26 protein-coding genes and 1 tRNA gene are annotated in these 25,727 nt (G+C 64.7%); 6 read left to right on the top strand and 21 right to left on the bottom strand.

Going from position 1 to position 25,727, the window contains the following annotated elements:
• The first annotated feature begins 53 nt into the window (after positions 1-53).
• The gene (locus tag K410_RS0116980; RefSeq protein WP_028136009.1) at positions 54-560 is read left to right on the top strand and encodes a MarR family winged helix-turn-helix transcriptional regulator; all 507 of its coding nucleotides are present in this window, start codon (positions 54-56) and stop codon (positions 558-560) included.
• 11 nt (positions 561-571) lie between these two features.
• On the opposite strand, the gene K410_RS0116975 is transcribed toward K410_RS0116980, so the two are convergent.
• Together K410_RS0116975 and K410_RS0116970 are read right to left on the bottom strand one after the other, a co-directional pair.
• Positions 572-1,687 (bottom strand): alpha/beta hydrolase family protein, encoded by a 1,116-nt coding sequence (locus K410_RS0116975; RefSeq protein WP_028136008.1) that lies wholly within the window; start codon positions 1,685-1,687, stop codon positions 572-574.
• A 338-nt stretch (positions 1,688-2,025) separates the two neighbouring features.
• Positions 2,026-2,997 (bottom strand): SDR family NAD(P)-dependent oxidoreductase, encoded by a 972-nt coding sequence (locus K410_RS0116970; protein ID WP_028136007.1) that lies wholly within the window; start codon positions 2,995-2,997, stop codon positions 2,026-2,028.
• Between the two features lie 489 nt (positions 2,998-3,486).
• On the opposite strand from K410_RS0116970, the gene K410_RS0116965 reads away from it, so the two are divergent.
• The 3 genes from K410_RS0116965 (at position 3,487) to K410_RS0116950 (ending at position 7,942) form a co-directional block, all read left to right on the top strand.
• Entirely contained in the window at positions 3,487-3,726 is a 240-nt protein-coding gene (locus tag K410_RS0116965) for a hypothetical protein (RefSeq protein WP_015685698.1), read from the top strand.
• A 308-nt stretch (positions 3,727-4,034) separates the two neighbouring features.
• The gene (locus tag K410_RS36875) at positions 4,035-5,276 is read left to right on the top strand and encodes an OpgC domain-containing protein (RefSeq protein WP_063831422.1); all 1,242 of its coding nucleotides are present in this window, start codon (positions 4,035-4,037) and stop codon (positions 5,274-5,276) included.
• Positions 5,277-5,680: 404 nt separating this feature from the next.
• A complete protein-coding gene (locus K410_RS0116950; RefSeq protein WP_028136005.1) occupies positions 5,681-7,942 on the top strand; it encodes a T6SS phospholipase effector Tle1-like catalytic domain-containing protein in 2,262 nt (753 codons plus the stop codon).
• A gap of 274 nt (positions 7,943-8,216) precedes the next feature.
• Here the strand turns inward: K410_RS0116950 and K410_RS0116945 are convergent.
• The 7 genes from K410_RS0116945 to K410_RS0116915 all read right to left on the bottom strand — a co-directional run bounded on the left by K410_RS0116945 (position 8,217) and on the right by K410_RS0116915 (position 12,945).
• Positions 8,217-8,294, bottom strand: a tRNA-Pro gene (locus K410_RS0116945).
• Between the two features lie 106 nt (positions 8,295-8,400).
• Positions 8,401-8,982, bottom strand: a complete 582-nt coding sequence (locus K410_RS0116940; protein ID WP_028136004.1) for a MerR family transcriptional regulator — start codon at positions 8,980-8,982, stop codon at positions 8,401-8,403.
• A 25-nt stretch (positions 8,983-9,007) separates the two neighbouring features.
• Positions 9,008-9,352 carry an integration host factor subunit alpha gene (locus K410_RS0116935; RefSeq protein WP_028136003.1) on the bottom strand — a complete coding sequence of 115 codons (345 nt, stop codon included), beginning with the start codon at positions 9,350-9,352 and terminating at the stop codon, positions 9,008-9,010.
• A gap of 134 nt (positions 9,353-9,486) precedes the next feature.
• Positions 9,487-10,467, bottom strand: a complete 981-nt coding sequence (locus K410_RS0116930; RefSeq protein WP_028136002.1) for a beta-ketoacyl-ACP synthase III — start codon at positions 10,465-10,467, stop codon at positions 9,487-9,489.
• A complete protein-coding gene (gene plsX / locus K410_RS0116925) occupies positions 10,464-11,525 on the bottom strand; it encodes a phosphate acyltransferase PlsX (RefSeq protein WP_028136001.1) in 1,062 nt (353 codons plus the stop codon). The genes K410_RS0116930 and plsX overlap by 4 nt, the downstream gene beginning before the upstream one ends.
• Before the next feature lie 302 nt (positions 11,526-11,827).
• On the bottom strand, positions 11,828-12,397 hold the full coding sequence (locus tag K410_RS0116920; protein WP_028136000.1) for a YceD family protein: 570 nt from the start codon (positions 12,395-12,397) through the stop codon (positions 11,828-11,830).
• On the bottom strand, positions 12,394-12,945 hold the full coding sequence (locus tag K410_RS0116915; protein WP_028135999.1) for a ubiquinol-cytochrome C chaperone family protein: 552 nt from the start codon (positions 12,943-12,945) through the stop codon (positions 12,394-12,396). Before K410_RS0116915 ends, K410_RS0116920 begins: the two co-directional genes overlap by 4 nt.
• A 98-nt stretch (positions 12,946-13,043) precedes the next feature.
• On the opposite strand from K410_RS0116915, the gene K410_RS0116910 reads away from it, so the two are divergent.
• Both K410_RS0116910 and K410_RS0116905 read left to right on the top strand, forming a co-directional pair.
• The gene (locus tag K410_RS0116910) at positions 13,044-13,529 is read left to right on the top strand and encodes an outer membrane protein assembly factor BamE (protein WP_028135998.1); all 486 of its coding nucleotides are present in this window, start codon (positions 13,044-13,046) and stop codon (positions 13,527-13,529) included.
• A gap of 227 nt (positions 13,530-13,756) precedes the next feature.
• Positions 13,757-14,755: a Bug family tripartite tricarboxylate transporter substrate binding protein gene (locus K410_RS0116905; protein WP_028135997.1), complete on the top strand. Its 999-nt coding sequence runs from the start codon at positions 13,757-13,759 to the stop codon at positions 14,753-14,755.
• 151 nt (positions 14,756-14,906) lie between these two features.
• Here the strand turns inward: K410_RS0116905 and K410_RS0116900 are convergent, their stop codons facing one another.
• The 12 genes from K410_RS0116900 to K410_RS0116845 all read right to left on the bottom strand — a co-directional run bounded on the left by K410_RS0116900 (position 14,907) and on the right by K410_RS0116845 (position 25,657).
• Positions 14,907-17,027, bottom strand: a complete 2,121-nt coding sequence (locus K410_RS0116900) for a sodium-translocating pyrophosphatase (RefSeq protein ID WP_028135996.1) — start codon at positions 17,025-17,027, stop codon at positions 14,907-14,909.
• A gap of 235 nt (positions 17,028-17,262) precedes the next feature.
• A complete protein-coding gene (thiL, locus tag K410_RS0116895) occupies positions 17,263-18,255 on the bottom strand; it encodes a thiamine-phosphate kinase (RefSeq protein WP_028135995.1) in 993 nt (330 codons plus the stop codon).
• A gap of 176 nt (positions 18,256-18,431) precedes the next feature.
• A complete protein-coding gene (nusB, locus tag K410_RS0116890) occupies positions 18,432-18,929 on the bottom strand; it encodes a transcription antitermination factor NusB (protein ID WP_028135994.1) in 498 nt (165 codons plus the stop codon).
• A 4-nt stretch (positions 18,930-18,933) separates the two neighbouring features.
• Positions 18,934-19,425 (bottom strand): 6,7-dimethyl-8-ribityllumazine synthase, encoded by a 492-nt coding sequence (gene ribH, locus K410_RS0116885; protein WP_028135993.1) that lies wholly within the window; start codon positions 19,423-19,425, stop codon positions 18,934-18,936.
• A 177-nt stretch (positions 19,426-19,602) separates the two neighbouring features.
• A complete protein-coding gene (locus tag K410_RS0116880; RefSeq protein ID WP_028135992.1) occupies positions 19,603-20,211 on the bottom strand; it encodes a riboflavin synthase in 609 nt (202 codons plus the stop codon).
• Positions 20,211-21,359, bottom strand: a complete 1,149-nt coding sequence (gene ribD, locus K410_RS0116875; RefSeq protein ID WP_028135991.1) for a bifunctional diaminohydroxyphosphoribosylaminopyrimidine deaminase/5-amino-6-(5-phosphoribosylamino)uracil reductase RibD — start codon at positions 21,357-21,359, stop codon at positions 20,211-20,213. Before ribD ends, K410_RS0116880 begins: the two co-directional genes overlap by 1 nt.
• Positions 21,356-21,838: a transcriptional regulator NrdR gene (nrdR, locus tag K410_RS0116870; RefSeq protein ID WP_028135990.1), complete on the bottom strand. Its 483-nt coding sequence runs from the start codon at positions 21,836-21,838 to the stop codon at positions 21,356-21,358. The genes ribD and nrdR overlap by 4 nt, the downstream gene beginning before the upstream one ends.
• Positions 21,839-21,853: 15 nt before the next feature.
• A complete protein-coding gene (gene glyA / locus K410_RS0116865; protein WP_028135989.1) occupies positions 21,854-23,152 on the bottom strand; it encodes a serine hydroxymethyltransferase in 1,299 nt (432 codons plus the stop codon).
• Positions 23,153-23,444: 292 nt separating this feature from the next.
• Positions 23,445-23,666 carry a hypothetical protein gene (locus tag K410_RS0116860; RefSeq protein ID WP_028135988.1) on the bottom strand — a complete coding sequence of 74 codons (222 nt, stop codon included), beginning with the start codon at positions 23,664-23,666 and terminating at the stop codon, positions 23,445-23,447.
• A 37-nt stretch (positions 23,667-23,703) separates the two neighbouring features.
• Positions 23,704-23,940, bottom strand: a complete 237-nt coding sequence (locus tag K410_RS0116855) for a hypothetical protein (RefSeq protein ID WP_028135987.1) — start codon at positions 23,938-23,940, stop codon at positions 23,704-23,706.
• A 203-nt stretch (positions 23,941-24,143) separates the two neighbouring features.
• Positions 24,144-24,662 carry a transcriptional regulator LdtR gene (ldtR, locus tag K410_RS0116850; protein WP_018320040.1) on the bottom strand — a complete coding sequence of 173 codons (519 nt, stop codon included), beginning with the start codon at positions 24,660-24,662 and terminating at the stop codon, positions 24,144-24,146.
• A gap of 509 nt (positions 24,663-25,171) precedes the next feature.
• Positions 25,172-25,657 (bottom strand): DUF6163 family protein, encoded by a 486-nt coding sequence (locus K410_RS0116845; protein WP_028135986.1) that lies wholly within the window; start codon positions 25,655-25,657, stop codon positions 25,172-25,174.
• Positions 25,658-25,727: the final 70 nt, after the last annotated feature.

The following is a 25,727-nucleotide window of genomic DNA, read 5'->3' as shown; positions in this document are numbered from 1 at the left end:
TATGGTCTTCCACGAACACCGGCCTGAACAATCGGTTCACGGGGAGTGACGCTGTGTCCGCGACGAGGAAAGAAGGAGCGCGCCTGCGCTCGACCGGCAATCTGGATATCATCAGGCGCTTCACCTGGGAGATCTCGTCGATCAACATGTATCTGGAGGAGTTGCGTCAATTCTGGGCGAAGACGCTCGGCATCAGCGGCCCGCAATGGCTGATCCTGATGGCCATCTCCGACCTCGACAAGGACGACGGCATCCCGGTCAACGTCGTCTCCAAGCTCCTCCACGTCGATCCGTCCTTCGTCACCACCCAGTCCAAGCTGCTCGAGAAGAAGGGTCTGTTGCGCCGTCGTCCCTCGCCGACCGATGCCCGCGTGGTGCGGTTGTCGCTGGCCGAGAAGACGCAGAAGCACATCGCGAGCCTCAACGAGCAATACAAGACGATCCGCGAATTCGTCTTCCAGGAGTTCGACGAGGACGAGCTGACGGAATTCACCGGCAAGCTCGCGACACTGAAGAATCGCCTCGAGAAGGCCTGCGTCCGGATCTCCCTCGACTTCTAGCCCTCGGGCGCTCAGATCCGCCGGGCGGCGGCGCCGAGCCGCGATTCGAGCCAATCGAAGATGTATTCGTTGGCGAGGCTCGGATTGTCCGCATGGGACTGCGCCGCGCCGGTCTCGGCCGCAGTGAACACCTTCAACGCCACGTTCGAGCTGCCGAGCCGGGAGCTCTGGACGATTTGACGCGCCCGGTCGGCCTTGAGCCAGCCGACCTCGCCGAGCGTGATCAGCACCGGGCAGTCGGCGCTGGAGGCCATTAGCGGCGCATGTGGCACCGGCACGATGCTGACGTCGCTCAGCGCGAATCGGCTGGCAAAGAAGGCCCGCTCGTGCAGGTCCCACAGGCCGCCATCGCAGACCGCGGCGGCAAGCCGCGGCTCCTGCAGCACCGCGCGCGCCACGAAGGAAGAGCCCCAGCCATCGGCAATGATGCCGACGCGCGCGAAATCGATGTCGCTGCGCGCCTCCAGATAGTCCATGACGCAGGGAATGGCGCTCTCGAGATCGCGGCGCCGCAACAGCGCCTCGATGTAATCGTCGCGCTGCTCGCCGAACAGATCCAGCGCCAGCAGCGAGAATCCGCGCTCGCGCGCGTGCGGCACTAGCTTGAACAGGAATTCTTCCTTGCGGTGGCCGGGCTCGCCGATGCAGATCACGGTCGGCGCCCGCAGGCTGCCCGACGGCGCGGGGACGAAATAGCCCTGCAGCGCATGTCCCTCGAGCCATGGAATGGTCACGACCTCGCCCGCCGGGCTGCGCGCCGAAAGGTAGCGGCGCGCGCATTCCTGCATCGCGAGCACGGCGACCCAGCGGCGCTCGTCGTCCGGCTCCAGCGGCATCGCCGCCGCGCCATAATAGTTCATGGCCCGCAGCCAGTTACGCTGTGCACTCGCCATGTGGCCTTCCGCGAAGGCGGCCTCGGCGCGGTGCCGGTTGGCTTGGGCGAGCCTCTTCCACTCCCGATGCCAGGAGCCGTCGTCGCCCCGCTTCAGCTGCCGCGCGATCATCAGGCATTCGGCGATGGTGGCGCCGCCTTCCTGGGCCGCGGTCAGCAGCCGCGTGAACTCAGCGGAGATGTCCTCTCGCTCCGGGCAAAGGGTCCAGTCGTCGGAGAGGCATGCGGGCATCATCGGGAGCTACGCTCTATCATCGCGTTATCCCTGACTTACTAAACCATTTCAGTTCGCTGACCAAGCAGCCGCGCACCGAATGAGCGCCGTTGGAGATCACCATCGCTTGAACGAATGGTCACGCCGCATGCGTGTCATTCCAATCCGGCATGAAGGCCGGACATTGGCAAGAGGTGGCACGCATCATCGCACGCGCCCCTCTTGTCATGATGATTATCCTACCTACATCGGCGCGTCCGCCAAGACTCTCACCCAGGCTCTCAACCAAGGCTCTCAACCAAGGCTCTCAACCAAGGCTCTCAACCAAGGCTCTCAACCCAGGCTCTCAACCCAGGCCCTCAACCGAGCCGCCAGCCGACCTCCTGCGTAAAGCTTTCGTAGAAGGCGCGGTCATAGGCCTGCTCGGGCGTTGCGCGCACGCGCTCGTCCAGGCGCTTGGCGTCCTCGCCGACCAGGATGCGCCAGCGCTCGGCCTTGACGCCGTCGAGAATGATCTTGGCGGCCTGTGCCGCCGTCGTCGGCGCATCCTCCAGGAAGCTGCGGGCGCGCTCGGCGAACACCGCCTGGACGTCCTCGTCCGACATCTTGTCGGCATCCGGCACGCCGGCCGCGACCATGCGCTTGCGCGTCAGCGCGACCTCGTCGTCGCTGAGCCGCTCCGAGCCGTCGGCGCTCTGCACCTTGCGCGAGTTGGAGACGATCGAGGTGCCGATGTGGCCGGGCATCACCACCGAGCATTTGACGTGAGGGGCGTGCAGGCGCAGATCGTTGATCAGCGCTTCGGTGAATCCCTTCACCGCGAACTTCGCCGAGCTGTAGGCGGTGTGCGCCTGGTTCATGCCGATCGAGGCCCAGAAACCGTTGACGCTCGCGGTGTTGACGATGTGGGCCTCGTCCGCCGCCACCAGCATCGGCAGGAAGGTGCGCACGCCGAGATAGACGCCGCCCCAGCAGATGTTGAAGGTGCGCTCCCACTGCTCGCGCGTGTTTGTGAACAGGCTGCCGCCGCCGCCGATGCCGGCATTGTTGAACAAGAGATGGATCCTGTCTGTCTTCTGCTGCTCGGTGAGCTCGTCGCGGAAGCGCTTCAGGTGATCCTCGATCGCGACGTCCGCGACATGGGTCGTGACGCGCAGGCCCTGCGGCAGCTTCTCGCTCTCGCACAGCCGCTTGGTCTCGGCCATCGCGGCCTCGGAGACGTCGCACATCGCGACGTTGCAGCCCTCGGCGACGAGTTGCCGTGCGAGCTCGCGCCCCATGCCCGTGCCGCCGCCGGTGATGACCGCGATCTTTCCAGCAAAATCCTTCATGGGACTTTCGGCCCCTCCCTTGTCGGTATGTTTCTTCGTCGCCGCGCCGCCCGCCGGCGCGCGCAAAATGTAGCAGCGCCGCATCGGCAAATGAAAGGGGATCGGCGATGCAACCTCCAGCATCACATATTTCGGCGCGCGGATTAAAGGGAGCACACGTGATGACGCTCTCTGCATCTGGGCGCCTCGCCCGCCGCACATCCTTCGAGGAGACCGCTGAAAGCGGTCGTCTCGACGGACGAGGCGCTTGCTCCGTCGTCACGGGGAGCACCGTTGCCAGGCGCGCCGGCTGGCGCGGAGCCGTATTCACCCGGTTCCCGTATTTGCCCGGCTTCGGTTTATGGGCAGATTTTTTACAATCCGAATCGTCAAATGAACACCGGACGCTGGGTCGAGTCGGCCAGGCCAGCGTGTTGTTTGCGTGTCACAGGCTCTGGCACTCCGCTTGCACCCTTGTGGTGGTCAGAAACAACCGATGAGGTGACAGGAATGTTCGTGACCGTCGTAGCCGTGCTCTGCCGGCTGAGCGCAGCCAGCTCAGGCAGTTGTGTCGAAGAAATCGTGACCGACAGCAACATGACGCCCGAGATTTCGATGATGCAGTGCGCGGTCGGCGCACAGGCCCCCCTGGCGAAATGGATGGGCGAGCATCCGATCTATCACGCCAATTGGCGCCTGGAGCGCTACAAATGCGTGCCGGGCCACTACGAGATCAAGGGCCACGCCTGACGGCCCCGCAAAACTACTGATCCGAACACGACGGATCGAGGAAACGCCCACCTCGCCTGGCCCGATGGCACAGCGCGCGTTTTGCGCGGGACTAAGCTAGCGTACATAGTGCCGGGGGCTCCCGGCAGGTCGCTTGACCCAGGTCAATATCCCGCTGGCCTCAGCGCGCCAACATTGTTGTACTGGCCGCATCGTTTGATCCTTTTGAAACGAGGCTCTCAGCCTGCCATCCAGCGTGAGCGTCTCGGCGGCTTCTCAGTGCTGGATCGCGGACATCGATCGTGAATCGTGACACGATGGAAAGCAGAATGAAGCCCGCGCTTGCGCTGCCACCGCATCAACGTGATTTGCGTCTCGACCTGTTTCGCGGCCTCGCCAACTGGGCTATGTTTCTCGGCCATGTCCCCGGCACGGTGCTGGCGTGGTGTTCGTTCCGAAACTATGGATTCAGCGACGGGGCCGACCTGTTCGTGTTCATCTCCGGCTACACCTCGGCGCTCGTCTATACGCGAAAGATGGAACGGGGCTTTGTGTTCGGAGCCAGCAGGCTGTTCAGGCGCGTCTGGCAAATCTACACGGCGCATATCCTGCTATTCGTGATCTACCTGGCTTTCGTCCATTTCCTGTCGGAGAGGTTCAACGCGCCTGATCTGATCGATCTGTTCAACGCCGGACCGGTCACCAGCGCGCCGATCGAGATGCTGACGCAGGGGCTTCTGCTGAGATACAAGCCTCTGAACCTGGACGTGCTGCCGCTCTACGTCGTCTTGATGGGCCTGTTTCCTCCGATCCTCTGGTTGATGTTGAGATTTCCCGACGCCGCCATGATCGGGTCGGTGCTGCTGTATCTGGCTGCGCGGCAATTCCATTGGAACCTGCCGTCCTATCCGTCGGGAGGCTGGTACTTCAATCCGCTGGCGTGGCAGCTTCTGTTTGTGACGGGCGCATGGCTCGCGTTGACGGGTGCGGGGCGCCTGCATTTCCTGCTGCGGTCCAGGATCGTGCTGGTTGTTGCGATTGCCTATTTGATCTTTGCGGCGCTCATGACGCTGGCTGGTCACCAGCCTCAGCTGCGGGCCTTGTTTGCGCCGGCCGTGTTCGAGCTTTTCAATCCCAACGACAAGACCAATCTGGCGCCCTACCGCTATCTTCATTTGATGGTGCTGATCATCCTTGGTGCCCGGTTCATACCGATCGATGCGCCCGGGCTACGAGCCGCCATCTGGCACCCCCTGGTGAAGTGCGGCCAGCACTCCCTCGAAGTGTTTTGCGTTGGCATTCTCCTGGCCTTCATCGGGTACTTCATCTTGCAATTGGCAGGGAACGGCGTCCCGGCTCAACTGCTCGTCGGAGCTGCAGGAATCGCGATCATGACGGCGGTTGCCTATTACAGATCCTGGTCCAAGCGCGTGGAGAAATCTCCACATGAGAGTCTGGTGGATGGACAGAGAGCGCCGGAAGTCACCGGCGCCTTCGAACCTCTTGTGCTGCGCGGCGCCGGAAGGGCGGCGCAGGTCGCGCGCGGGATGGATACGCAGCAGCAGCCTTGACGGACGTTTGACAACCGCCGCCTGCCGTCACGGTCGCGATCGCGGCTCTACATCGACCCGAATCTTCGCCGCGTGCTCGCCGAGCAGATCCCCGCTCCGGTCAGCTCGCGGAGGTCGAGCCTACAACGGCGAGGTCCACACGCTGGTGCGCACCTATTTCGACCCCCCGCAGCGAGATGCGAAAGATGGACCTCGACGCGTCGCGACTTTCATCTGCGTCAGCGCGATCGAATCGGTCGCGCACAACGCGGTGCTGAGGCAGGGCCGAGGTGATCTTGAGAGGCGTTAGCCCCAGACCATTGTCTAACATTCTAGATTTGAACAGCGACAATCAAAAGTTGAAATTCTATCGGCACCTGTTACGCTCACCGTATTCATCGATCATTTTTCCGGGACGGCGCTCTATGGCCAGCCCCAAGATTATTATCCTATCTGATGGCACCGGTAATGCCGCCTCAAGCGTCTGGCGCACGAACGTCTGGCGGATGTTCCAGGCGCTTGACCTGCAAGGCAACAGCCAGGCCGCGAAATACGACGACGGCGTGGGTACCTCGTCCTTCGTGCCGCTCGCCGTGCTGGGTGGCGCATTCGGATACGGCCTCAAGCGCAACATCCTCGACGCCTACAAGTTCATCTGCCGCAACTACGATCACCAGAACCGCTCGAAGATCTACCTCTTCGGCTTCAGCCGCGGCGCGTTCACCGTGCGCGTCCTCGGCGCGCTCATCCTCCAGCAGGGCCTGGTTGTGGCGGATACCGAAGCAGAGCTGCACAACGGCGCGGTCAAGGCTTACAGGGCCTACCGGGCCAAGGGCTACCACTCGATCCTGCAGATCGAGGTGCTCTTCCGCGCCTTGCGCGACTACGTCCTGGTGCCGGTGTTCGACTTCCTGCGGGGCAACAAGCCCTACGCAAAGATTGTCCGCAAGGACATCGCATCCATAGAGTTCATCGGCGTGTGGGACACCGTTGCGGCCTACGGCCTGCCCATGGACGAGATGACGCGCGGCGTCAGCAACTGGATCTGGCCCCTTGAGCTTCCGAACCGGATCCTGAGCCAACGCGTCAGATGCGCAAGGCACGCGCTTGCGCTCGACGATGAGCGGACGACCTTCCATCCCGTGCTCTGGACCGAGGAAGGCGAATCCAAGCCAAGTGTCCCCACCACCATTGACGACGAGCGCCTGGTCCAGGTCTGGTTCGTTGGTATGCACGCCAACGTGGGCGGAGGTTATCCCGACGATGCCGTATCGTTCGTCCCGCTGTCCTGGCTTGTCGACGAGTCCATCAAGCGCGGTCTCGTTTTCAAGGAGGCCCCCTTCGCAGACCCCGACTCGATCAAACTGATCGATTCAGCGCAGGACAAGGACGGCCGCCTCTACGACTCGCGTTCCGGCCTCGGCTCCTATTACCGCTATGGCCCACGGAAGGTCTCAGACCTGTGCAATGACCCGCATGTCGGCGTCAGCGTCAAGTTGCCGAAGATCCACGAAAGTGTGTTCGACCGTATCGACAGCGGCTGCAATGCCTATGCTCCGATCGGCTTGCCGCCGGAATATCTGGTGGTTTCCCGCAACGGCAAGCTCACGCCGCTCGGACCGACGACATTCGAGACGCCAGCGGGCGCGACCGCCCGTTTTGCGGCACAGGAAAAGCTCTGGAATTTTGTCTGGATGCGTCGGCTGGCGTATTTCGCGACCCTGGCCGCCACGCTGCATCTTGCGGCGTTCTGGCTGTTCCACGAGCGCATCAAGGAACATGAGTTCGAGTCGCCCATCCGGATGGTCTCCGAACTCGTGCGGTTCATCGAGTCGTTCCTGCCTAAATCATTTCACTGGTGGACGGACTGGTACGCCGCCAACCCCGAATGGTTCGCCGGCGGCATCGCCGCCGTAGTCATCCTTATGGTTCTCGGCAGCAGCCTTAGCGCCAAAATCAAAGACCGGATGCGCCTGCTCTGGCGGGACCGGGCAGCGCCGGTGCCGCTCTCTGGCCTGATGCACGACGCCATTTACGCATTGAGGACCCTCCCGGCCTATCAGTTTGTCATCCGCACCGGGAAGCGGCACGTCCTGCCTTTTGTTTTGGTGGTGGTGATGGTCTGGGTCGGCGCGACGATCGCGAGCCATTTCCTGTTCAACGTCGCGGATTCGATGGGGGCATTTTGCAAAGGCACTTCGGAGGCAAAGCTCGTCCCGGTCAATAAGGGCATAGAGCAGGATGGCGCGGACTTTGCGACCTCATCGATCTGTGCGCCGACAGGCCTGAAGGTCTTTTCCGGTCGCTCGTATGAGATCAGGATCACTGTCACCGAGCCCTGGACCGACGCAGAGCGGCCGACCACACCCTTTGGTTTCCGGACCTCCACCGTCGAACTTGCCAACCGTTGGAAGTTTCGCAGCGCCATTTTCCTCCGCCGCATCCTGTTCAGACCCTGGTACCGCATTATCGCACGTGTCGGTGAGACCGGGGTAGACGAGTATTTCCTTGATCCCATCCCGCTCCCGAACACGACACCGCAGATGTACAAAGCAACGTTCAAGGCTGCACGCAGCGGTGAGCTTTTTCTCTACGTCAACGATGCGGTGATCGGCCTGCCATGGCTCAGCGACACGTTTTACCCGAACAACGGAGGCAAGGCTAAGGTCACCGTTAAACTGCTGTGAGGCAATTCAGAAGCCATCGAAGGAGCCAACTGTCGATAGCCCGTTTGGAATCTCGCGATGCAAACAGACGCAAAGAATGTAGTGCGACGATCATCCCCATTTATCCATGAATAATCCTCAGCTACCCGCCAAGCAGGGCGCTGCAAAACCGTCTTCGGAATTTTTTGTTTACCGACCACCCAAGCAGCCACCGCCGCCGATCGTCGCACATGGGTCACCGCCGGAGCGAGCCCTACGTCCCGGTCCAATCACCCAACCGATGCTTTGAGAAAAATGGTCGGAGCGAGAGGATTTGAACCTCCGACCCCTAGTCTCCCAGACTAGTGCGCTAACCGGGCTGCGCCACGCTCCGAACGTCGTTCCATTAGCTAGGATCGGCGCGATGCGCAAGGCGAGGCCGCAGCATTTTGCCGGCCGGGTCTCACAGGCTCGGAACCGCAAGCGGTCCGAAACCGCCCCTACCCGTCCTTCAGCGCCTGATCCAGCATTTCCCTGGCAGCGACGAGGTCGGCGAGCGCGCGGCCGAGGCGCTCCCGGTCCAGCGCGCTGGGACCAGTGGGCGCGGCGGGGGTGCCGCCCTTGCGGAAGGTGGTGAGGATCTCCTCGTCGTCGACCTCGGTGAAGCGGAAGTCGATGCCTTCCTCTTCGTCGCCCTGGTAATCGTCGTCGTCGGTGTCGGTGACGCCCTTGATCGGCGCCTCCTCGTCCTCGGGCTCCATCAGGCTGGCGCCGATGGCGTCCTCGATGGCTCCGAACGAGACCGCGGCGGCGCTGTCGGCGAGGCCCTGCACCGATTTGACGCCGTGCTCCTTCAGGATTCGCTGCACGCCGCGGATGGTGTAGCCCTCGCCGTAGAGCAGGCGGCGGATGCCCTTGAGCAGGTCGACGTCGTCGGGGCGGTAGTAGCGGCGGCCGCCGCTGCGCTTCATCGGCTTGATCTGCGAGAAGCGGGTCTCCCAGAACCGCAGCACGTGCTGCGGGATGTCGAGCTCCTGCGCGACTTCGCTGATGGTTCGGAACGCATCCGGCGCCTTGTCCAAATGCCAGTCCTTTCCGAAAAGGCGGTTACGCCTCTTGCTGAGCCTTGCTGGTGGCGTCGCCGTTGGCGCGGTGCTGGCCGTTGATCCGCTGCTTCAGGATCGCCGACGGCTTGAACACCATGACCCGGCGCGGCGAGATCGGCACCTCGGTGCCGGTCTTCGGATTGCGGCCGATGCGCTGGCCCTTCTTGCGCACCATGAACGACCCGAACGAGGACAATTTCACCGTCTCGCCCTTCTCCAGGCAGTCGGTGATCTCCTTCAGCACCAGTTCCACGAAGGCGGACGATTCCGTGCGCGACAGGCCCACCTTCTGGTAGACGGCTTCGCACAGATCGACTCGCGTTACGGTTTTACTTTGATCGGTCATCGCCCTGCCCCACCTCACGGCGAACAATTGTTGTCTGAAATTATGAGCTTACGATACGGCGGTCAACAGCGCTCATCAATGCAGGCGCATCGATAATCGCGGCTGATTCCGGCAAAATTTTATCGAGTGTGGCTCTACCAGCGCACCAGCGCGGAGCCCCAGGTGAAGCCGCCGCCCATGGCTTCCAGCAGCACCATGTCGCCCTTCTTGATGCGGCCGTCCTTGCGCGCCACCGAGAGCGCCAGCGGGATCGAGGCGGCCGAGGTGTTGCCGTGACGGTCCACCGTCAGCACCACCTTCTCCGGCGCGATATGGAGCTTGTGGGCGGAGGCGTCGATGATTCGCTTGTTGGCCTGGTGCGGCACGAACCAGTCGATGCTGTCGGCATTGAGCCCGGTCGCCTGGAAGGCATCGACGATGACGTCGGTGATCATGCCGACCGCGTGCTTGAAGACCTCGCGGCCCTCCATGCGCAGATGGCCGACGGTCTGGGTCGAGGACGGCCCGCCGTCGACGAACAGCTTGGCCTTGTGGCGGCCGTCGGAGCGCAGATGCGTGGTCACGACGCCGCGGTCGGTGGCGGCATTGCCCGGCTGCTCCTGCGCCTCCAGCACGACCGCGCCGGCACCGTCCCCGAACAGCACGCAGGTGCCGCGGTCGTTCCAGTCGAGGATGCGCGAGAAGGTCTCGGCGCCGATCACCAGCGCACGCTTGAAGGCGCCGGTGCGCAGGAAATTGTCGGCGGTGGCGAGCGCGAACACGAAGCCCGAGCAGACCGCCTGGAGGTCGAAGGCCGCGCCGTGGTTGATGCCGAGCGCGTTCTGCACGGCGACGGCAGTGGCGGGAAAGGTGTTGTCCGGCGTCGAGGTCGCCAGCACGATGAGATCGATCGACTGCGCATCCATGCCGGCATCGCTGAGCGCGGCCTGCGCCGCCTTGATCGCCAGATGCGAGGTGAACTCGCCCTCGGCCGCGATGTGCCGCTCGCGAATGCCGGTGCGCTGCACGATCCACTCGTCGGAGGTGTCGATGCGCGCCGCCAATTGGGCGTTGGTCACCACCTGCTCCGGCAGGTAGGAGCCGCAGCCGAGCACGACCGAACGAATTTGAGTCACGAAACAACCTCCTGCGCGGCCTGCACCGAATTGAGTGCACCACCCTCGCGGTTGAGCATCTGATTGATCTTGTTCAGGAGATCGTAGTGAGCCATCTCATAGCCAACATCGATCGCATAGGCAAAGCCTTCGGCGCTGGTTCCGCCATGGCTTTTGACAACCAAACCGTTCAGACCCAGGAACACGCCACCATTGGACTTGTTCGGGTCCATCTTGTCGCGCAGGGCCTGGAAGGCGCTGCGGGCAAAGAGATAGCCGAGCTTGGACATCCAGCTCCGCTTCATCTCGTCGCGGAGTAATTCGGCCATCTGCCTGGCGGTTCCCTCGGCGGCCTTGAGCGCGATGTTGCCGCTGAAGCCTTCGGTGACGATGACGTCGGCCAGCCCCTTGCCGATGCCGTCGCCCTCGACGAAGCCGATATAGTCGAGCTCCGGCAGGTTTCTGGCCCGCAGGATCTCCCCGGCCTCGCGGATCTCCTCGTGCCCCTTGATCTCCTCGGTCCCGATATTGAGCAGCCCCACCGTGGGCCGCTTCTTGTCGAATAGCACGCTCGCCATCGCGGCGCCCATCAGGGCCAGCGCGACCAGATGGTGCGCATCGCCGCCGATGGTGGCGCCGAGGTCGAGCACGGCGGACTCGCCACGCCTGGTCGGCCAGATGCCCGTAATCGCCGGGCGATCGATCCCCTTCAGCGTGCGCAGGTGGAAGCGCGACATCGCCATCAGCGCGCCGGTATTGCCGGCGGAGACCGCGACATCGGCCTCGCCCTTCTTCACGGCGTCGATGGCAAGCCACATCGAGGACGTCTTGCGGCCGCGTCGCAGCGCCTGGCTCGGCTTGTCCGAACCGCTGACGGCCACGTCGGTGTGGATGATCCTGGAGGCGGCCTTGAGCTCGGGGTGCCGGTCGAGCTCGGGCTCGATCCTGGCGCGGTCTCCGACCAGCAGGAATTCGGTGTCGCGATGCCTGCCAAGCGAGATGGCCGCGCCCGGAATGACCACGGCGGCGCCGCCATCGCCCCCCATGGCGTCAAGCGCAATGCGAACCTTGCTTGGCATAAAAGTCCTGGAAAACCTGATCTGGTGCGGTCCTGAACGAGCGGGGCCGCGGAATGGGTTCGCCACGGACGTGGCGACCGGTCAGGCGCCACGCCGCGCCCCGACCGGGGCGCGACAATAGCGTTTTGTTACCCCGAAACAACCTCTTGCCCCCAGCCTTTTGCTTTCCGGGCGATCCGGCCGGGAAAGCCCGTAACTTGCAAAAAAATCCATTGAAATCAGCTGGATAAAGGATGCTTTGAAACCATCCAGGCAAAGGCCTCGCGTGCCTTCGCAAGGCGATCCGACGCGGAAGGGCCCGGCTATCGGCCTTTCTTCTTGTCCTGGAGCGCCTTCAACGCGGCAAACGGATGGTCCTCCGGATCGGGGGCCGTGACGTCAGGCTCGAACACGGCCCCCTGCTTGCGCGGATAGGGATCGATGGCGAGGAACAGGGCGTCGGTGGCGACCCGGCCGAGGTCGATGATGCCACCCACGATCGCCTCCGGCGGATCGGCCACTTCAGGCGCCGCCGCGTCGTCCTGGCCCTCCTCGATCAGGTCGGCGAGGCGCCGCGCCTCGGCCTCGGGGGCGAACATCAGGTCCACCTCCTCCTCGATCTCGCTCTCGATCGGGTCCAGCGTGACCACGCAGGTTTGCCCGACCCTGGCCCGGACGGTGCCGGTCACCTGAACCCGGCCGCCGCTCCTGGGCACCACGTCGAAATCGGCGCTGGCGGACAGGACCTCCCGCACGCCGCCAACCTCGGCGATGGCCTGCCGCTCGCCGGCCGAGGCCTCGAGCTTGCGGTGCAGGCCGGTGTCGGGGATCTGGGCAACGATGACGGGTGCCTGCCAAGGATCGGGCTGGGATCCGGTCGCTGGTCGGCTCATGGCGTGACGTCCTCGGCAAGAGCTGGAGGAAACCGGAAGGAGGCCTGCAGCAGCGCAGCCTCGTCGGCCCGGCCGAGAGCGGCCTCACTGGCGCGGGCATAGGCCGCGAGCCGCTCCGCCTGGTCCAAGCCGGTCCCGTTCAAGATATTCTTGCAGATCGCCTCCGCCAGGGCCTTGCCGCCGGCCTCGATGGCCTGGTCATAGGCCTGGACGCGGCCGTAAAAGGCCTCGCCGAAGGCCCGCATCCGCTTCGGCACGGTCTGGTCGCCCACCCCCATCTCGCGCAGATTGTCGTCCATATCCTCGCAGAAGCGGTCGAACAGCGCCTGCGACAACGCGCTGGCGCCTTTAGCCGTGCGCAGGCGTCGCAGCAGCAGCCACAGGTGCAGCAGCAACAGGTCGAAACGCCCATTAACCGTATCGGGCACGGCCAAGTCGCGGTAAAATATGGGTTCTCGCGCCTGCGTCACGATCATGCCATAGATGGCTTCAATGGTGTCCGGCGGGGTTCGCCGGGGTTTCCTGAAGTGATTGAACGGCCAAAGCATTGTGGTTTCCGCAAGCGGGCGCGCGCGAGTTGCATTCAGACGCCCAGCCCGGTACTTCAGCGCCTCGCGCGACGCAAGGGGACGGAATCAGTTCCGCTATGACGACAACGAACCAGACCAGCCTGCGCGCGAACACGCGGCGCGGCCTCCATGCACGCTGGCGCGCCTTGCGCATGCTCGCCGCCGCCACCCTGGTCGGCGCTGCGCTGGCGGGCTGCACCGGCGAGCAGTTCCAGAAGGGGTACATCCTGCCGCCCGGCGCGCTGGAGCAGATCCCGATCGGCGCGAGCCAGGATCAGGTGTTGATCGTGATGGGCACGCCCTCCACCGTCGCCACGCTCGACGGCGAAGTCTTCTACTACATCTCGCAGCGCTCCGAGCGCGTGGTCGCTTTCATGAACCAGAAGGTGGTCGACCAGCGCGTGATCGCGGTCTATTTCGACAAGAACCGGCGCGTGCGGCGGCTGGCGAATTACGGCCTGCAGGACGGCAAGATCTTCGACTTCATCAGCCGCACCACGCCGACGTCGGGTCAGGAGATGAGCTACCTCACGCCGCTGTTCAAGCTGCTCAGCTTCAACTGAGTCGCGAACGCGTTTTCGAGCGACGCCGGGACCGGCTCGCCTCGAGAGAACGCTGCAGAGTTGCAAGACAAGTGCCTGGAGCGCCTTCCAATTCCGCCGCAAGGTAAATGGGCCCTCGCCTGCGGCGTCGTGCCGCCCTTCGTGCGGCACTTGCTCTCGCGCGCGGCTTGCCGTCGCATCTGCGGTTTCCTAGGCTCCCTGCAAAGAAAGAAGCAGGGAGTAGATTCGTGCCTAAGACTTTTTCCCGACGTCGCGTGCTTACCGCTGCTGCCGGCCTCTCGGCCGCAGCGATCCTGCCGCGATCGAGCCTTGCGGACTGGAAGCCGACCGAAACCGTGCGTCTGGTCGTGCCGGCCGCAGCCGGCGGCTCGACCGACGTGATGGGCCGGCTTCTGGCGGCGCATCTGCAAAACGCGTGGGGCCAGTCGGCCGTCGTGGAAAACCGCTCCGGCGGCGGCGGCACCATCGGCACGGCCGAGGTGGTCCGCGCCAAGCCTGACGGCCACACCATCCTGGTCGGCAATCCGGGCCCGAACGCGATCGCCTACAGCATCTTCAAGAATCTCTCCTACAAGCCGGACCAGCTTCAGCCGGTCTCCAACATGATCCGGATTCCGAACATCGTGTCGGCGCATCCGAAGACCGGCATCAAGTCGATCCCCGAGCTGATCGCCTATCTCAAGGCCAATCCGGACAAGCTCAGCTACGCCTCCTCCGGCGTCGGCCAGAGCCCTCACCTCACCGGCGCCTGGTTTCTCCAGCTCACCGGACTGAAGATGACGCACATCCCGTTCCGCGGCGCCGGACCCGCGCTCCAGGCCGCGCTTGCCGGCGACATCCAGATCCTGTTCGACAATCTCTATCCGAGCCTGCCGCAGGTGCAGAACGGCACGCTCAACGGCCTCTGCGTCACCACGACCGAGCGCAGCGAGCTCGCGCCGAACCTGCCGACCATGCGCGAGAGCGCGCCGGAGCTGGCGAACTTCGACGTGTCCTCCTGGTTCTGCGTCTTCCTGCCCAAGGGCGTCTCGCCGGAGGTGCTGAACGCGCTCAATCTCCAGATCAAGGCGATGCTCGAGCGCGACGACGTCAAGAAGCAGATCGCCGCCATGGGCGCCCGCGCCGACTACGGCACGCCGCAGCAATTCGCCGCCTTCGTGGACGCCGAGACCAAGAAGTTCGCCGGCATCATCCAGAAGGAAGGGCTGCAGATGGACGTGCAGTGACGCGCAGCGTCATTCCGGGGTGTGATGCGCAGCATCGAACCCGGAATCTCGAGATTCCGGGTCTGGTCCTTCGGACCATCCCGGAATGACAACCCGAAACAAAAACCCCGCGGCTCGCGCCGCGGGGTTTCTTCTTTCACCTTATCGTCCCTCAGTGCGCCAGGATCGCCAGCAGCAGCAAGGCCACGATGTTGGTGATCTTGATCATCGGGTTCACCGCAGGACCCGCCGTGTCCTTGTAGGGATCGCCGACGGTGTCGCCTGTTACCGCCGACTTGTGGGCATCCGAGCCCTTGCCGCCGAAATGACCGTCCTCGATGTACTTCTTGGCGTTGTCCCAGGCACCGCCGCCCGAGGTCATGGAGATCGCGACGAACAGACCCGTCACGATCACGCCGAGCAGCATGGCGCCGACCGCGGAGAACGCCGCCGACTTGCCGACCGCGCCACCACCCGCGATGAAATAGATCACGAAGTAGACGACGATCGGCGACAGCACCGGCAGCAGCGAGGGGATGATCATCTCCTTGATCGCCGCCTTCGTCAGCAGGTCGACCGCCTTGCCATAGTCAGGCTTGTCGGTGCCCTGCATGATGCCCGGCTTCTCGCGGAACTGACGCCGCACCTCCTCGACGATCGCGCTGGCGGCACGTCCGACCGCCGTCATGCCCATCGCGCCGAACAGATACGGCAACAGGCCGCCGAATAGCAGACCCACCACGACGTAGGGGTTGTTGAGCGAGAAGTCCGGATTGACGCCGGCGAAGTAGGGATGCTGTGCGGAGCCGGCGACGAAGAACTTGAGGTCCTCGTTGTAGGCCGCGAACAGCACGAGAGCACCGAGACCGGCCGAGCCGATTGCGTAGCCTTTGGTCACCGCCTTGGTGGTGTTGCCGACCGCATCGAGCGCGTCGGTCGACTTGCGCACCTCCTTCGGCAGTCCCGCCATCTCGGCAATGCCGCCGGCATTGTCGGTGACGGGGCCGAAGGCGTCGAGGGCGACGATCATGCCGGCCAGCGCCAGCATGGTGGCGGTCGCGATCGCGATGCCGAACAGCCCGGCGAGGCTGTAGGTCACCAGGATGCCGGCGATGATGACGATCGCAGGCAGCGCGGTCGCTTCCATGGAGATGGCGAGGCCCTGGATCACGTTGGTGCCGTGGCCGGTCACCGAGGCCTGGGCGATCGACTTTACCGGACGGTAGTCGGTGCCGGTGTAGTACTCGGTGATCCAGATGATCAGCGCGGTGACGACGAGGCCGACCACGCCGCACTCGAACAGCGCCATGCCGGTGTAGCTGACGCCCTCGAGCTTGCCGAAGCCGATCAGGTAGTAGATCACCAGCGCGATGCCGATCAGCGACAGCACGCCGGTTGCGATCAGGCCCTTGTAGAGCGCACCCATGATCGACTGGCTCGGCCCGAGCTTGACGAAGAAGGTGCCGATGATCGAGGTGATGATGCAGACGCCGCCGATCGCGAGCGGCAGCGTCATCATGCTGGCGAGGATCGGCGTCTTGGCGAAGAAGATCGCCGCCAGGACCATGGTGGCGACCGCGGTCACCGCATAGGTCTCGAACAGGTCGGCGGCCATGCCGGCGCAGTCGCCGACATTGTCGCCGACGTTGTCGGCGATGGTCGCGGGATTGCGCGGATCGTCCTCGGGAATGCCGGCCTCGACCTTGCCGACGAGATCGCCGCCGACGTCCGCACCCTTGGTGAAGATGCCGCCGCCGAGACGGGCGAAGATCGAGATCAGCGAGGCGCCGAAGCCGAGCGCCACCAGGGCGTCGACGACGACGCGGCTGTCAGGCGCGAGCTTCAGCGAATGGACCAGGAAGGCGAAATAAAGCGTTACTCCCAGCAGTGCGAGACCCGCAACCAGAAGGCCGGTGATCGCGCCCGCCTTGAAGGCGAGCTCGAGGCCGCCGGCGAGCGACGTCGTCGCGGCCTGGGCGGTGCGCACATTGGCGCGGACCGAGACGTTCATGCCGATGAAGCCGGCCGCTCCAGAAAGGATGGCGCCGATGGCAAAGCCAATCGCGACATAGAGACCGAGGAAATAGGCAAGCAGCACGAAGATGACGATGCCGACGATACCGATCGTGGTGTACTGGCGCCGCAGATAGGCCTGTGCACCCTCACGCACCGCCCCTGCGATCTCCTGCATGCGCGGCGACCCCGCATCCGCGCTTAACACCGAAGACGTCGCCCAAATCGCGTAGACGACGGAAAGCACTCCGCAGAGCACTATCAACCATAATGCTGTCATGTGATGTTTGCCTCAGATCCTTGATGTATCCCCGGCGCCTCTTGTTGTCCGTTGTGCGGTGCGGCGCCTTGATTTCGAACAAAGCCGCCCCTTGCCCAAAAGGGGCGGCCTCAGTCGGCCGCGAGCTTGCCAAAATCAAATTGAGGGTGCAACGCCGGATAAGGCCGAAACCGCCGATCTCGGCAGGTATTTAGAACCAAGTGCCGAGAACTAAGATGCCGGTTTGGAGCGATTCCTAGAAGTGGCTGTAGGACAGCCGCGTCAAAGCCAGCTCGTGGCCCTGCCCGTCCAGGAAGCGCGGCCTCTCCTTCCCCGCGACGACGGTGCCGATCGCCGTGACGGCAAGGCCCGCCGCCCGCCCCGCGGCCATCAGCGCGTCGGCTTGCGCCGGCGGCACGGTGCACAGCACCTCGTAATCGTCGCCCCCTGCGAGCAGGGCCTCGATGCCAACGACATTGCGGGCGACCAGGCTTGCTGCCGCGGCCGAGAGCGGCACGCTTGCCACGTCGACCGAGCCCGAGACCCCGGACGCCGCGCAGAGCTTGGCCAGATCGCCGGCGAGCCCGTCGGAGACGTCCATCGCCGCGGTCGCATGATCGCGCACGGCCCGCGCCAGCACATTGCGCGGCTGCGGCACGCGATAACGCGAGACCAGGGCGTCCTTCGCAGCGGGACTGCCCGCGAGCGCCGTTGCGGCAGCGCCGCCCTTGAGCACGTCGAGGCCGAGCGCCGCATCGCCGATCGTGCCCGTCACCAGGATGCGATCGCCCGGCCGCGCGCCGGTGCGGCCGACCATCCGCCCCTGCGGCACGCGGCCGAAGGCCGTGATCGAGATCATCTGCGGGCCCGGCGTCGAGACCGTGTCGCCGCCGAGCAGCGGACAAGCGAATTCTCGTGCGTCTTCGCCCAGCGCGTCCGCAAACGGCCGCAGCCAGGCATCCTCCTTGCTGCGCAGCGCCAGCGTCAGCACGAAGCCGGCCGGCACCGCGCCCTTGGCGGCGAGATCGGACAGGTTCACCCGCAACGCCTTGCGCGCGATGGTGTCAGGGGGATCGCTGGCAAGATAGTGCACGCCCTCGACGACGGCGTCGGTGGTGACGACGATGTCGTCGCCGGACGCCGACAGCACCGCGGCGTCATCGACCAGCCCGAACGCCCCGGGGTCGGTCGCCAGCGGCTTGAAATAGCGCGCGATCAGGGCGTCTTCCGCGGAGGGATTGTTTGCCATCAGCGCCAGCCACCTCCACCGCTGTCATCGCCCGGCTTGGCCGGGCGATCCAGTATTCCAGAGACGGTCGCGTGAAATCGATAGGCCGCGGCGTACTGGTTGCCCCGCCTTCGCGGGGCATGACGGTGGAGAATGGGGCAGCCGTATCGCATCACTTCTACCGCCCTCGCGGGAAACTACCCCCGCCCGAACTCGTCGCCGCGAAACTGGCGGCCGATCTGGTCGAGCACAGCGTTCACCATGCCGGTCTCCTCGCGGTCGACGAACGCGTTGGCGACGTCGACATATTCGGAGACGACGACGCGGGCCGGCACGTCCTTGCGATGCTCCAGTTCGTAGGCCCCCGCCCGCAGCACCGCGCGCAGGATCGCCTCGATCCGCTTCAAGGGCCAGCCTTTCGACAGCGCCTCGTCGATCAGGGGATCCAGCTTCTTCTGGTCGCGCACGACCCCCGAGACGACGTCGCGGAAGAAGGCGGCTTCCGCCGGCAGATACGTCTCGCCTTCGACCTCGTTGCCGAGCCAATGGCTCTCGAACTCGGCGAAGATGTCGTTGATGCCGGCGCCGGCGATATCCATCTGGTACAGCGCCTGCACGGCCGCGAGCCGCGCCGCACCGCGCCGGTTCGCCTTCTTCTCGGCAGGGCCTGCCGGCTTCCTGGTGTTGTCGGCCATGGCTTTAGGCCTGCGCCAGGCGGCGTTTGATGCGCAGCATCGCAAGCGCCGCGCGCGCGGCATCGCCGCCCTTGTTGAGTTCGCTGGCGCGCGCCCTCGCCCAGGCCTGCGCCTCGGTGTTGACGGTGAGGATGCCGTTGCCGAGCGGCAGCTTGCGCGAGACCGCAAGGTCCATCAGCGCGCGCGAGGATTCCTGCGAGACAATCTCGAAATGAATGGTGTCGCCACGGATCACGCAGCCGAGCGCGATCACGGCGTCATAGGGCTTGCCGCTCGCCGCCGCGGCATCCACCGCAATGGCCACCGCGGCCGGAATCTCCAGCGCACCAGGAACCGTGATGACGTCGTGGGTCAGGCCGGCCGCCTTCAGTTCAGTCACCGCGCCGTCCAGAAGCGCATCCTGGAGATCGTCATAGAACCGCGCCTCGACTACAAGCGCGCGGGCGCCCGAAATGTCGGTCTGGTCCTTCAGGGGTGCGCGCCGCGCGTCTGCCATCGTTAAGTCCCGTTCTAGAGGTTGGCGCGTTATGTAGTCGCCACAGGCTGGTAAGCCAAGTTCAAAGACACTGTCATTCCGGGGCGCGAAGCGAACCCGGGATCTCGAGATTCTCAGGTGCGCAATTGCGCACCGTAGTTCGGCTCTTCGAGCCGCCCCGGAATGACGGCTTCGCCGTCACTTCATCTCCGTGAGCCGCGCCGCGTAGCGGGCCATCAGATCGACCTCGATATTGACCTCGTCCCCCGCCTTCCAGCCGCCGATCGTGGTGACCGTCAGCGTGTGCGGAATGATCAGCACTGAAAAGGTCGCGTCCTTCACCGTATTGACCGTCAGCGAGACGCCGTCGAGCGTGATCGAGCCCTTGGTGGCGATGAACCGCGCCAGCTCCCGCGTGGTCGAAAGCTCGAACCGCGCCATGTCGGGCAGGTCCTCGCGGCTGACGATGGTCGCAATGCCGTCGACATGGCCGGCGACGATGTGGCCGCCGAGCTCGTCGCCGATCTTCAGCGCGCGCTCGAGGTTGAGCCTGGTGCCCAGCTTCCAGTGCTTCGCCGTCGTCAGCGCCAGTGTCTCGGCCCCAGTATCGACCTCATACCAGGTCTTGCCATCTGCGACGCCGGAGGCGACCACCGTCAGGCAGACGCCGTTGCTGGCGATCGAGGCGCCGTCGGCGATCGTGGCTTGATCATAGCGGCAGGCGATGCGGAGCCGGTGCAACTGGCCCTGCGCCACGGGCGTGAAGCTGACGATCTCGCCGATATCGGTGACAATGCCGGTGAACATTACGCGCGCTCGTAGATGGTGAGAGTATCCTTGCCGAATGTTTCGCTAGCATGAACCCTGTAGGCCTGCGACTGCGTGATTTTCGACAGGGGCAATGCATCGAGCGCATCGACGCCGCCATTGCCCACTGCTTCCGCGCCGCGGAACAGCCAGATCTCGTCGACGAGGTCGGCCGCGACAAACGAGGACGCCACCCGACTACCGCCCTCGACCATCAGGCGGGTGATGCCCTTCCCGGCCAGCGCTTGCAGCACGGCCGGCAAATCGAGCCCGGAGGCGCCGGCCGCCGGGGCGCGGATCACTTGCGCGCCGGTCGCACCAAGCCGCGTCGCGGCTGCGGCTTCCGCAAGCTCAGAACCCATCACCCAGAGCGGCGTCTCGCGCGCGGAGCCTGTCAGCCTGCTCGCGCCGGGAATTCGCAGGCTCTGATCGAGCACCACGCGCACCGGCGAGCGCGCCGCCATGCCCGGCAGGCGGCAGGTGAGAAGCGGATCGTCCGCCAGCACCGTTCCGATGCCGACCAGGATCGCATCGCATTGCGCACGGAGCAGATGCACCCGATTGCGCGCCGCCTCCCCCGTGATCGCGACCGGCTTGCCGCCGGCCGCACCGATCTTGCCGTCGGGCGAGACCGCGAGCTTCAGGATCACATGCGGGCGCTTATCGCGGATACGGCGGAAATGCCCGGCATGGTCGAACGCGGCCTCCGCCGCGCACAGGCCGACGTCCACGTGGACGCCGGCGGCGCGCAGGCGCGCATGACCCTGGCCCGCGACCTCCGGATTGGGATCTTCAATCGCCGCCACCACCCGCTTGATGCCGGCCGCAATCACCGCATCGGCGCAAGGCGGCGACTTGCCGAAATGCGAGCACGGCTCCAGCGTGACGTAAAGCGTGGCACCGCGCGCGGCCTCGCCGGCCCGCAGCAAGGCTTCAGGCTCGGCATGCGGACGCCCGCCTGGCTGGGTCCAGCCGCGGCCGACAATCACGCCATCCCTGACCACGACGGCACCGACGGCCGGATTGGGCCAGGTGCGTCCCTGCCCGCGCCTGCCCAGCGCCAAAGCAAGCTGCATGAAACGAAGATCGGCGTCCTTGGCCTCGCGGGCCTTCTGCGCGAACTGGTCTTCCAGGATGCGGAAGATCATTTGCGGATCGCGGCGAGCCGCGCTTCCTCCTCGCCGGAGAGCTCGCCGAGCACCTCGGCGAAATCCTTGGCCTCGCGGAAATTGCGATAGACCGAGGCGAAGCGCACATAGGCGACGTCGTCGAGCGTGCGCAGATGCTCCATCACGGTCTCCCCGATCACCTCGGACGAGATCTCGGCCTCGCCCCCGGTCTCGAGCTCGCGCACGATGGTGGAGACCATCTTCTCGACGCGCTCCGGCTCGACCTGGCGCTTGCGCAACGAGATCTGCACCGAGCGCATCAGCTTGTCGCGGTCGAACGGCACGCGGCGGCCGTTGCGCTTGATCACCGTGAGCTCGCGCAGCTGCACGCGCTCGAAGGTGGTGAAGCGGAAATTGCAGGCGACGCATACCCGCCGCCTGCGGATCACGGACGAGTCCTCGGTCGGACGCGAGTCCTTCACCTGCGTATCGAGACTGTTGCAGTTGGGGCAGCGCATCCGTGGGACCCAGCCTTACTGATAGATCGGAAACCGGTCGGTTAGTGCCTTGACCCGTTCCTTGATCGCGGCTTCCACCAGCGGCGCCTTGCCATCGGAAGACTGCGCGACAGCGTTGAGGACCTCGGCGATCATGCCGCCGACCTGCTGGAATTCCGCGACGCCGAAGCCGCGCGTAGTCGCGGCCGGCGTCCCCAGACGGATACCCGAGGTGACGAACGGCGACTCGGGATCGAAGGGAATGCCGTTCTTGTTGCAGGTGATGGCGGCGCGGACCAGCGCCTTCTCCGAGACGTTGCCCTTGAGGCCCTTCGGCCTGAGATCGACCAGCATCAGATGATTGTCGGTACCGCCGGAGACGATGTCGAGACCATGGCCCTTCAGCGTCTCGGCCAGCGCCTTGGCGTTCTCGACGACGTTCTTGGCGTAGACTTTGAAGTCCGGACGCAGCGCCTCGCCGAAGGCGACCGCCTTCGCCGCGATCACGTGCATCAGGGGACCGCCCTGCAGGCCCGGGAAGATCGCCGAGTTGAGCTTCTTGGTCAGCGTCTCGTCATTCCACAGCATCAGGCCGCCACGCGGACCGCGCAGCGACTTGTGCGTCGTCGTCGTGGTGACGTGCGCATACGGCACCGGCGAAGCATGCACGCCGCCGGCGACGAGCCCGGCGAAGTGCGCCATGTCCACCAGCAGGTAGGCGCCGACGCTGTCCGCGATCTCGCGGAAGCGCTTGAAGTCCCAGGCGCGCGAATAGGCCGAGCCGCCGGCGATGATCAGCTTCGGCTTGACCTGCTCGGCCTGCTTGGCCACCGCATCCATGTCGATGATCTGGTCCTCGCGGCGCACCGTGTAGTGCGCGGCCTTGAACCATTTGCCGCTCATGTTGACGGGCGAGCCGTGGGTGAGATGGCCGCCGGCGGCGAGATCGAGGCCCATGAAGGTGTCGCCGGGCTGGAGCAGCGCCAGGAACACCGCCTGGTTCATCTGGCTGCCGGAATTCGGCTGCACGTTGGCGAAGCCTGCGCCGAACAGCTTCTTGGCGCGATCGATCGCGAGGTTCTCGGCGACGTCGACCCACTCACAACCGCCGTAATAGCGCGCGCCCGGATAACCCTCTGCGTACTTGTTGGTCATCACCGAACCCTGCGCTTCCAGCACGGCCCGGCTGACGATGTTCTCGGAGGCGATCAGCTCGACCTCATGGCGCTGCCGGCCGAGCTCGCCCTTGATGGCGGCGGCGATTTCGGGGTCGGCCTGCTCGAGCGAGGCGGTGAAAAACGAATCGGGCGCGGAGGCGGTCTTGGGTGCGGTCATCTTGGGAATATCTCCACCGCCGCGGCCTTTTGGCGGGCTGCGGGCGGGTCTGGTGTGGCGGTCGGAAGCAGGCGCGATCTACCACATCGCCCGCAACAGGCCAAGGGTTTGCGGGTCGGGCCTAATATTTATGCCAGATATGGTGGAGAGCGGAGGTTTTCGGCAATCGGGCTGGTCCGGGAGAGCCCCCCGTCGAGAGCCTCCGTCCGCCGCATCCAACGCATCCAAAATGGGGCCGCTTCGGGCCTTAGCTGGGTCATGCCCGAAGCCGTTGGCTGCGGCAGGAGCCGCCTTAAAGACCCGTATACCCCGCCTTGACCGGGTCCACGCTGCCGTCGAGCTGGCGCAGATAGGTCAGGCCGCACACCGTCAACCTATGGGGGTCCTTCTCGCCGGCTTCCATCAGGGTGGTCAGGTAGTTGGTCACCTTCATGCGCGCCTCCTCGCTGGCCGCGGCGGTGCGGTTGGCGAGCAGGTTATAGGTCTGCATGATGCGGTCGATGGCGGCTTCCATGGCACCCTCTGGTTGATCGGTGGTCTGAGATGGTTGATCAGGCAACCGCGCGGGCCCCGGACTGCGCCTGGAATTGGGCGATGGCCTTGTTGGCGAGCCTGATCTTGTTGAATTCGCCGTGCTGGAGCAGCTTGATAATGATCCCGAGCAGACGTTCGTCGGTGACGAGCGTATCCGGGATCGCGCCGGAGCGGCGAAGATAGTTCGCGGCGATGGCGTAGGCCTCGCTCACGAGTTCCACGTTCATCGCCTGAAGCCCGCGCTCGACCAGCATCGCCCTGTCTCCGATCCCGGGGGAGATAAGCGCCAAGTGCGGAACTTGTTCCGCGCAGCCCGCGATTTTTTTCGCAGTGCAAAAATGGAAACGCACCGGCCCGGGGCAACTCCGGACCAGTGCGCTTGGGGAAGTCAGGCACGTCGAGGGCAGGCTTGCCGGTCTTGTTGCGGGCCGGCTTGGCCTTGATCCCTTTCGAAAGCTCAGAGGCGATAGAGGATCTGGTCGGTCCAGAACCGCTCGAGGCGATGCAGCGACTTGTTGAGGGTCGAGAATTCCTCGCCCGAGATGCCGCCGACCTGCTCCACCGTCTTGACGTGCTTCTGGTAGAGCGCATCGACGATGCGGCGGACTTCCTGGCCCTGCGGGGTCAGGCGGATGCGCACCGAGCGGCGATCGACGCGCGAGCGCTGATGATCGAGGAAGCCGAGCTCGACGAGCTTCTTCAGATTGTAGGAGACGTTGGAGCCGAGATAGTAACCGCGCGTGCGCAGCTCGCCCGCGGTCAGCTCCTTGTCGCCGATGTTGTAGAGCAGCAGCGCCTGCACCGAGTTGATGTCCGCACGGCCGCGGCGATCGAATTCGTCCTTGATCACGTCGAGGAGCCGGCGATGCAGCCGCTCCACCAGAGTCAAAGCTTCCAGATAGAGCGACTGCACCGAACCCTGCTGGCCGGAGACGCGCTCTGCGGTATCTGCCGCAGTTGCGACGGCTTTCATCATGACACTTCCCCTGTTGTCGTTTTTGTCGACACTTATTCGACGAAACTTGTGTCCCGCCTGATAGCTGCAACTTAAGGGGCGCGTTTGAAGATCGGCTTAAATAAGAGAATAAAGAGATCATGAATTTAAGACAGTGAATTGCGGATTAAGCCTGTGCCACAAGCACTTTTCGAAAGCCTCTGTTGACCTTCGCAAGCTCCTGTTCACCCTCCGTCCGCCCCTGTTGTCGCATTCCAGAACAGGCCTGCCCGGTTTCGAAACGGGCGCGTAACAGCTGTGGCGGCGCCGGCTGGTCAACGAAAACTTACCGCAAATTTTAGGCAACCAGCGGTCAACCAAACGCGCACAACTCTGCTCTCATGTCCCGGACGAGCGAAGCGAAGATCCGGGACCCATAAGCCGAAAGCGAGATCGCGGAGGGATGGGCCCCGGCTCAGCAAAGCATCACGTCGCAAATGCGACGCGCTGCATTGCGTCCGGGGCACGGGAAAGCGTTGTGATCGTGCGCCCTACGGCGGCCGTTCGCGCGCGGCCATCCAGGCCAGCGCGAGATAGGCGGCGAGCATGGCGGCTTCGACGCCGACGACGATCAGGCTGCCGCCGTAGATGCCCGGGAACATCAGCTCGATCACCGCCATCGAGACCACGGTGGTCAGCCACACCACCGCGCCCCACGGCGTTGCCAGCCACAGGCCGACCGCGGCGACGAGCTCGATCACGGCGAAGTAGACGGTGGCGGCCTGCCAGGCCATCGACTGGTTCTCGAACGCCTCGTCCTCGCCGCCGACAAAGCCCGTCACCTGCGCCCAGTGATAGAGACCTTTCAGGATCGAGAGCAGCGCCATCACCCGCAGGAACAGCACCAGGCGGCGCGTCCAGACATTGTCGTCGGACTCGGCCCGCTCCGACGAGATCGCCGCGACGGAGATCGCGTGGTCTCTGGTCGCGTCCCTGGCGCTGTCGCGGGCCGCATCGCGGGTGGAAATCTCGGACATGGCCCCCTTCTGGCTGCTTCGCCCCGCAAAATCAATCGGCTGCGCCTTCAGTTCAACGCTGCCTTGCGGC

Source organism: Bradyrhizobium sp. 22 (assembly GCF_000482425.1).
In the GTDB taxonomy this organism is placed as follows: domain Bacteria; phylum Pseudomonadota; class Alphaproteobacteria; order Rhizobiales; family Xanthobacteraceae; genus Bradyrhizobium; species Bradyrhizobium japonicum_B.
The sequence above is the reverse complement of the archived record's forward strand: the minus strand, read 5'-3'. Positions and strand labels throughout refer to the sequence as shown.

Bases quoted from the DNA above. Each gene is read 5' to 3' on its own strand.
- K410_RS0116965 (WP_015685698.1), top strand. From the start codon at position 3,487: ATGTTCGTGACCGTCGTAGCCGTGCTCTGCCGGCTGAGCGCAGCCAGC.
- K410_RS0116975 (WP_028136008.1), bottom strand. From the start codon at position 1,687: ATGATGCCCGCATGCCTCTCCGACGACTGGACCCTTTGCCCGGAGCGA.
- K410_RS0116910 (WP_028135998.1), top strand. From the start codon at position 13,044: ATGACGACAACGAACCAGACCAGCCTGCGCGCGAACACGCGGCGCGGC.
- nusB (WP_028135994.1), bottom strand. From the start codon at position 18,929: ATGGCCGACAACACCAGGAAGCCGGCAGGCCCTGCCGAGAAGAAGGCG.
- K410_RS0116855 (WP_028135987.1), bottom strand. From the start codon at position 23,940: ATGCTGGTCGAGCGCGGGCTTCAGGCGATGAACGTGGAACTCGTGAGC.
- ldtR (WP_018320040.1), bottom strand. From the start codon at position 24,662: ATGATGAAAGCCGTCGCAACTGCGGCAGATACCGCAGAGCGCGTCTCC.
- thiL (WP_028135995.1), bottom strand. From the start codon at position 18,255: ATGGCAAACAATCCCTCCGCGGAAGACGCCCTGATCGCGCGCTATTTC.
- plsX (WP_028136001.1), bottom strand. From the start codon at position 11,525: ATGCCAAGCAAGGTTCGCATTGCGCTTGACGCCATGGGGGGCGATGGC.
- K410_RS0116845 (WP_028135986.1), bottom strand. From the start codon at position 25,657: ATGTCCGAGATTTCCACCCGCGATGCGGCCCGCGACAGCGCCAGGGAC.
- K410_RS36875 (WP_063831422.1), top strand. From the start codon at position 4,035: ATGAAGCCCGCGCTTGCGCTGCCACCGCATCAACGTGATTTGCGTCTC.
- K410_RS0116970 (WP_028136007.1), bottom strand. From the start codon at position 2,997: ATGAAGGATTTTGCTGGAAAGATCGCGGTCATCACCGGCGGCGGCACG.
- nrdR (WP_028135990.1), bottom strand. From the start codon at position 21,838: ATGCGCTGCCCCAACTGCAACAGTCTCGATACGCAGGTGAAGGACTCG.
- K410_RS0116935 (WP_028136003.1), bottom strand. From the start codon at position 9,352: ATGACCGATCAAAGTAAAACCGTAACGCGAGTCGATCTGTGCGAAGCC.
- K410_RS0116900 (WP_028135996.1), bottom strand. From the start codon at position 17,027: ATGACAGCATTATGGTTGATAGTGCTCTGCGGAGTGCTTTCCGTCGTC.
- ribD (WP_028135991.1), bottom strand. From the start codon at position 21,359: ATGATCTTCCGCATCCTGGAAGACCAGTTCGCGCAGAAGGCCCGCGAG.
- glyA (WP_028135989.1), bottom strand. From the start codon at position 23,152: ATGACCGCACCCAAGACCGCCTCCGCGCCCGATTCGTTTTTCACCGCC.
- K410_RS0116880 (WP_028135992.1), bottom strand. From the start codon at position 20,211: ATGTTCACCGGCATTGTCACCGATATCGGCGAGATCGTCAGCTTCACG.
- K410_RS0116950 (WP_028136005.1), top strand. From the start codon at position 5,681: ATGGCCAGCCCCAAGATTATTATCCTATCTGATGGCACCGGTAATGCC.
- K410_RS0116915 (WP_028135999.1), bottom strand. From the start codon at position 12,945: ATGCTTTGGCCGTTCAATCACTTCAGGAAACCCCGGCGAACCCCGCCG.
- ribH (WP_028135993.1), bottom strand. From the start codon at position 19,425: ATGGCAGACGCGCGGCGCGCACCCCTGAAGGACCAGACCGACATTTCG.
- K410_RS0116860 (WP_028135988.1), bottom strand. From the start codon at position 23,666: ATGGAAGCCGCCATCGACCGCATCATGCAGACCTATAACCTGCTCGCC.
- K410_RS0116920 (WP_028136000.1), bottom strand. From the start codon at position 12,397: ATGAGCCGACCAGCGACCGGATCCCAGCCCGATCCTTGGCAGGCACCC.